This is a genomic window from Nocardioides sp., from assembly GCF_051876515.1.
Lineage (GTDB): Bacteria > Actinomycetota > Actinomycetes > Propionibacteriales > Nocardioidaceae > Nocardioides.
This window is the reverse complement of the sequence record NZ_JBJEHY010000100.1, coordinates 35,259-41,543: the sequence shown is the minus strand read 5'-3', so window position 1 is coordinate 41,543 and position 6,285 is coordinate 35,259. Positions and strand designations below refer to the sequence as shown.

Here is a 6,285-nt window from a genome sequence, read left to right as displayed (position 1 = left end):
CGGTCTCCGGATCCGTGCTCGAACCGCACGGTCCCGACACCGCCTCCACCCTGTTCGTCCTCGTCGACGGCGTCCTGTACGTCAGCGACACCCAGGTCTCCGCCGAGGGGTTCCTGCGCGTCGAGCCCGAGCAGGACGGCGACGGCACCGACCTGTACGCGGGCCTCGACCCGACCGGGGTGGGCGTGGTCGACGTCGCCGATGCCACCGACGTGACGCACGTGGGCACGAAGGACGAGGGCGGCACGACGCTGCACCAGTTCCGCGTCGTCGGACCTGCCCCCGACACCGGCGCCGACACCAGCGACGGGCGTACGGGTCCGGGGGAGGTGGTCGTCGAGATGTGGCTCGACGGGCTGGCACGCGTCCACCGCTACGAGGCGACCACCACCACGGACGGGCTCGTACGTCGCACCACCAGCACCGTCAGCGACTTCGGCCTTCAGGTCGAGATCACCGCACCCTCGGACGACGAGATCGTCGGCTCCCTGGGCTGAACCGCTCAGTCCCCGGGACGTGCCCGGGTACGACGGAGCCCCGACCGCCAACCGGCGATCGGGGCTCCACACGTCAGAAGAGGTCAGCGGCCACGCTGCTGGCTGCGCACGCCCTTCATCGAGGTCGGGACCGGGCCCTTGGGCATCGGGATCGTGCCGCGGGTCGCGTCGATCGCCTTGATCCGGTTGAGGATGTCGGTGATCTCGGCCGGCTTCACCGAGCGGCCCAGCTTGGTCACGTGCTTGACCAGCTTGGCCAGCGGCACCTCGCCCTCGCCGTTGCCGCAGATGACCTCGTGCACGGGGATGTCGGCCAGCACGCGCTCGTGCTTGCGGCGCTCGGTGGCCAGCAGCTGCTTCACGCGGGACTGCGAGTCGCCCTCGCCGACCAGCACCACACCGGGCGGGCCGATGACGCGGTGCACGACGTCCTGCTGCTTGTTGAAGCCCACCAGCGGGGTCGTGGTCCAGCCGCGGCGCAGCATCTGCAGCGCGCCGGCGGCGGCACCCTTCTGGCCGTCCATCTGCTTGTACTGGGCGGCCATCGCACGGCGGCCGAACACGATCAGGGCGAGCAGCACGCCGAGCAGCAGGGCGCTGATCACGGCCGCGACGGTCGAGATCCAGCCGTCGCCGGGCAGGAACCAGACGACGGCGAACCCGGCTGCGGCACCGACCAGGAAGGACAGCAGGATGTACAGGCCGATCCTGGGGTCGGTCTTCTTCGCCAGGTGGTACGTCTGCATCATCTGCGCGCGACGCGACGTGGGAGTGCTGGTGGGGGTCGACATGCTCAGGCCCTCTGTTCAGGTGGTGCGGGGTGGAACGGTTCAGTTGCCGGAGACGCCGGCACGCTTGTCCATGGCCTGACGGTACAGCCGTCCGGCGCGGTACGAGGACCGGACCAGCGGACCGGACAGGACACCGGAGAAGCCGATCTCCTCGGCCTCGGCGGCGAGCTCGACGAACTCCTCCGGCTTGACCCACCGCTCCACGGGGTGGTGGCGGGCCGAGGGGCGGAGGTACTGGGTGACCGTGATCAGCTCGCAGCCCGCCTCGTGCAGGTCGCGCAGCGCCTGGGACACCTCCTCGCGGGTCTCACCCATGCCGAGGATCAGGTTGGACTTCGTGACCAGGCCGAACGCGCGGGCCTGGGTGATGACGTCCAGGGAGCGCTCGTACCGGAACGCGGGACGGATCCGCTTGAAGATGCGCGGCACCGTCTCCAGGTTGTGGGCCAGCACCTCGGGCCGGGCGTCGAAGACCTCGGCGAGCAGGTCCGGGTTGGCGTGGAAGTCCGGGATGAGGTTCTCCACGCCGGTGCCGGGGTTGAGCTCGTGGATCGCGCGGACCGTCTCGGCGTACAGCCACGCACCCTCGTCGGGCAGGTCGTCACGGGCGACGCCGGTGATCGTGGCGTACTTCAGGCCCATCGTCTGCACCGACTCGGCGACCCGGCGGGGCTCGTCGCGGTCCAGCGGCTCCGGCTTGCCGGTGTCGATCTGGCAGAAGTCGCAGCGCCGGGTGCACTGGTCGCCACCGATGAGGAACGTCGCCTCGCGGTCCTCCCAGCACTCGTAGATGTTGGGGCAGCCCGCCTCCTGGCAGACCGTGTGCAGGCCCTCCGACTTCACCAGGCGCTGGAGCTCGGTGTACTCGGGGCCCATCTTGGCCCGGGTCTTGATCCACTCCGGCTTGCGCTCGATGGGCGTCTCCGCGTTGCGGACCTCCAGTCGGAGCAGCTTGCGGCCTTCAGGAGCAGGAGCGGTGGTCACCCGGCCGAGTCTACGCGGCGCCCCGGGGGCTCCCAACTCGCGTCGGCCCCACCCGGACGGTGCCCGTCAGGCGCCCGGGCGCACCAGCTCGATGCGGGGCGTACGGCCCGGCTCCGGCCGCGGCTCGTAGTCGGGCGTCGCGTCGTACGGCTGCCAGGCCAGGTAGGTGTCGAGGTGCCGCTGGACGGCCAGCAGGATCTCCTGGACCGTCACGTCGCGCCCGAGCTCCCGGCTCAGCGAGGTGACCCCGGCGTCCGCGATGCCGCACGGCACGAACCGGTCGTACCAGGACAGGTCGACGTCGCAGTTGATGGCGAAGCCGTGCATCGTGACACCGCGGCTGACCCGGATCCCGATCGCGGCGATCTTGCGCTCCGGGCCCTTGTCGTCCGCGGCCAGCCACACCCCGGACCGGCCCGGCACCCGGGCGGTGACGACACCGAGCTCGGCGCAGACCGCGATCAGCGCCTCCTCGACGCGACGCACGTAGTCGACGACCTTGACGTGGTCGGGCAGCGTGACGATCGGGTAGCCGACCAGCTGGCCGGGGCCGTGGAAGGTGATCTTGCCGCCGCGGTCGACGTCGATCACGGGGGCACCGCCGGGGTCGGCGGGGCGCTCGTGCGGGTCGGTCCGCTTGCCCGCGGTGAAGGTCGGCGGGTGCTCGAGCAGCAGCACGGTGTCGGTGCGCGCGCCGTCCGCGACGGCCTCGTGGACCTGGCGCTGCAGCTCCCACGCGGCCAGGTAGTCGATCGCCTCGGGGCCGAGGCCGGCAACGTCGTACTGCAGTGGCATGGGAACGAGCCTACGCGTCCGCCTCGCGCGCCTCGTCAACCCTGTGGATGAAGGTCCCCGCAGGCTCCCGTCCTGCGCCAGCATGCCGCCATGGATCCCCGCCGCCTCCTTCCCGTCCTCCTCGCCCTGTGCGCCGTCGCCGTGGTGACGACGCTGGGCGTCCGGGTGGGCCTGCCCTGGTGGCAGGGCCGCGACGGGGGCTCCACGCCGCCCTCCGGTGGGCTGTCGGACGCACGCGTCGTCCTGGCCGCCTGGGACGACCGGAGGGCGGCCGCCTGGGCGTCGGGGGACGCGGGGGCGCTGGAGGCCCTGTACGCGGCCGGCGTGCCTGCGGGTCGCGCCGACGTGGCGGCGCTGGAGCAGTACCGCGCGCGCGGCTTCGTGGTCGTGGGGATCACGAGCCAGGTCACCGCGTTCCGCGTCGTGAAGGAGACGGACGCCCGTGTGGTGGTCGAGGTGACCGACCGGGTCGTCGGGGCACGGGCGGTCGCGGGGGAGGCGAGCACGCCGCTGCCGCGCTCTCGTCCGGTCGCGCGACGCATCACCCTCGTACAGACGCACGGGACGTGGGTCGTCTCCGCCGTGAAACGACTCGACGGCGGACCGTGAGGCGGGCAGCAGGGCGCGGGTCAGGCCAGGGCTGCGGCGAGGACCTCGTGGACGTCCTGGTCCTGGAAGTCGAAGCCCGCACGCTCCAGTGCAGCAGGACGTGCGTTGAGCGACCCGAGGATCTCCGGTGCCATCCGCCCCGCCGCGACCCTCAGGACCGGGGCGGGAGCGGCCAGGAACGCCTTGCGGCCCAGGACCGACGCCAGCGCCTCGGTGTACTCGGCGTTCGTCGGGGTCGTGGGACAGCAGAGGTTGAACACCCCCGCCACGTCGCGCGACTCCAGGAGGAACGCCGCGGCGCCCACCCAGTCGCGCAGCGAGATCACGGGGAAGTACTGGCGCCCGTCGCCCATGCGGGTCCCCAAACCGGCGGAGAAGAGCGGGATCATCGGCTTCAGCGGGGCCGTGGACCGGTCGAGGACCGGAGCCGTACGCAGCACGCACACCCGGGCGCCGGCGGCTCGGGCGGGCTCGGTGGCCGCCTGCCACTCGCGGGTCACCCGCGTCAGCAGGGCATCGCCGCGGCTCTCGGACTCCTCGGTCAGCGGGGCGTCGCCGTGGTCGCCGTAGAAGGAGATCCCGTTCCCCGCGATGTACGCCGGGGGCCTGTCCGCCTCGGCGATCGCCTCGGCCAGCAGCGCGGTGGTGACGACGCGGCTGGACATCACCCGCGACGCCCACGAGCGGGAGTGCGGGTTGCCGGCGACGTTGACGCCGGCGAGGTTGACCACGACGTCGCTCGAGGCGACCAGGTCACGGTCCACCTGTCCCGCGTACGGGTCCCAGGCGGATTCGTTCGGGCTGGTGGACCCACGGCGGACGAGGTGCGTGACGGTGTGACCGTGGGCCCGCAGGTGGGCGGTCAGGTGGGTGCCCAGGAACCCTGAGGCACCGGCCATCACGACATGCATGGGGCCAGCCAACCAGACGCCCCCAAGAAGAACCTGAGCGTTCTCCGCCCGGGACGCCGAGTTCTGGCCGCGCGCCGCCCTCACACGCACGGTGCCCCGCCCGCAGGAGCGGACGGGGCACCGGACGACGTGCGGGTCAGACCTCGAACTGACCGGCCTCCAGGCGGGTCTTGAGGTCGCGCAGGAAGCGACCGGCGTCCGCGCCGTCGACGAGGCGGTGGTCGTAGCTCAGGGCCAGGTAGACCATGTGGCGCACCGCGATCGTCTCGCCCAGGTTGGGGTCGTCAATCACGACGGGACGCTTCACGACAGCACCGGGGCCGAGGATCGCGACCTGCGGCTTGTTGACGATCGGGGTGTCCCACAGGGCGCCGAACGAGCCGAGGTTGGTGATCGTGAAGGTGCCACCCGACAGCTCGTCGGGGCTGATCTTGTTGGAGCGGGTGCGACCGGCCACGTCGGCGATCTTCTTCGCCAGACCGGCCACCGACAGGTCGCCGGCCTCCTTGACCACCGGGGTGATCAGGCCCTTCTCGGTGTCCACCGCGAACGCGATGTTCTCGCGGTCGTAGTAGGTGATCGTGCCGGCGTCGGTGTCGATCGCCGCGTTGAGCTTCGGGTGCACCTTGAGGGTGTCGATCGCAGCCTTGGCGAAGAACGGCAGGTACGACAGCTTGACGCCCTCGCGGGCCAGGAAGTCGGCCTTCACCTGGTCGCGCAGACGCGCGATGTTGGTGACGTCGACCTCGACCACCTGGGTCAGCTGGGCGGAGGTCTGCAGGGAGTCGACCATGCGCTCGGCGATGATCTTGCGCAGGCGGCTGATCGGCTCGGTCGTGCCACGCAGCGGCGACGGGGTCACCGGCGCCGACGCGGCGGCAGCGGGAGCTGCGGCAGCCGGAGCGGCCGCGGCCGGGGCAGTCTGGGCGGCCTGAGCAGCGCTGGCGGCGTCGAGGATGTCCTGCTTGCGGATGCGGCCACCGACACCGGTGCCGGTCACGGCGCCGAGGTCGACCCCGTGCTGGGCGGCGAGCTTGCGCACCAGCGGCGTCACGTACGCCGACTGGTCGCGGTCACCCTGGGCCGGAGCGGCCGGAGCGGCCGGAGCGGCCGGCGCGGCCGGAGCGGCGGGCACCGGAGCAGCGGGGGCAGCCGGAGCGGCGGGCGCCGGAGCAGCGGGGGCAGCCGGAGCAGCGGGCGCCTCGGGAGCAGCCGGGGCCTCGGGAGCAGCCGGAGCCGCGGGGGCCTCAGGAGCAGCGGGAGCAGCGGAGGCAGCCGGAGCGCCGGAACCGATCACGGCCAGCTCGGCGCCGACCTCGACGGTCTCGTCCTCGGCGACCTTGATCTCGAGCAGGGTGCCAGCCACGGGGGAGGGGATCTCGGTGTCGACCTTGTCGGTGGAGACCTCGAGAAGGGGCTCGTCCACGGCGACCTCGTCGCCGACCTGCTTGAGCCAGCGGGTGACGGTGCCCTCGGTCACCGACTCGCCCAGGGCGGGCAGGGTGACGGACGTACCGGACGCCTGGCCGCCAGCGGCGGGGGCCTCGGCGGCGGGCTGCTCGGCAGCGGGAGCCTCAGCTGCGGGGGCCTCGGCGGTGGGCTGCTCGGGGGCCGGAGCCTCGGCAGGAGCTGCCTCCTCGGCGGGAGCCTCAGCGGCCGGAGCCTCAGCGGCCGGAGCCTCAGCGGCCGGAGCCTCGG

Annotated in this window: 7 protein-coding genes; 2 read left to right on the top strand and 5 right to left on the bottom strand. The window is 72.5% G+C overall.

Features of this window, described 5'->3' with window-relative positions:
• The coding region (locus tag ACI379_RS07470; RefSeq protein WP_439791454.1) for a hypothetical protein at positions 1-497 on the top strand (497 nt) is incomplete at its 5' end.
• 83 nt (positions 498-580) lie between these two features.
• On the opposite strand, the gene ACI379_RS07465 is transcribed toward ACI379_RS07470, so the two are convergent.
• From ACI379_RS07465 to lipB, 3 genes are all read right to left on the bottom strand, one after another.
• A complete protein-coding gene (locus ACI379_RS07465) occupies positions 581-1,288 on the bottom strand; it encodes a DUF4191 domain-containing protein (protein WP_439791453.1) in 708 nt (235 codons plus the stop codon).
• 39 nt (positions 1,289-1,327) lie between these two features.
• Positions 1,328-2,272: a lipoyl synthase gene (gene lipA, locus ACI379_RS07460; RefSeq protein ID WP_439791452.1), complete on the bottom strand. Its 945-nt coding sequence runs from the start codon at positions 2,270-2,272 to the stop codon at positions 1,328-1,330.
• A 66-nt stretch (positions 2,273-2,338) separates the two neighbouring features.
• Positions 2,339-3,067, bottom strand: a complete 729-nt coding sequence (gene lipB, locus ACI379_RS07455; protein ID WP_439791451.1) for a lipoyl(octanoyl) transferase LipB — start codon at positions 3,065-3,067, stop codon at positions 2,339-2,341.
• 90 nt (positions 3,068-3,157) lie between these two features.
• On the opposite strand from lipB, the gene ACI379_RS07450 reads away from it, so the two are divergent.
• Positions 3,158-3,676 carry a hypothetical protein gene (locus tag ACI379_RS07450; protein WP_439791450.1) on the top strand — a complete coding sequence of 173 codons (519 nt, stop codon included), beginning with the start codon at positions 3,158-3,160 and terminating at the stop codon, positions 3,674-3,676.
• Between the two features lie 20 nt (positions 3,677-3,696).
• On the opposite strand, the gene ACI379_RS07445 is transcribed toward ACI379_RS07450, so the two are convergent.
• The gene (locus ACI379_RS07445; protein ID WP_439791449.1) at positions 3,697-4,587 is read right to left on the bottom strand and encodes a TIGR01777 family oxidoreductase; all 891 of its coding nucleotides are present in this window, start codon (positions 4,585-4,587) and stop codon (positions 3,697-3,699) included.
• Between the two features lie 136 nt (positions 4,588-4,723).
• A partial coding sequence (gene sucB, locus ACI379_RS07440) for a 2-oxoglutarate dehydrogenase, E2 component, dihydrolipoamide succinyltransferase (RefSeq protein WP_439791448.1) occupies positions 4,724-6,285 on the bottom strand: 1,562 nt, incomplete at its 5' end.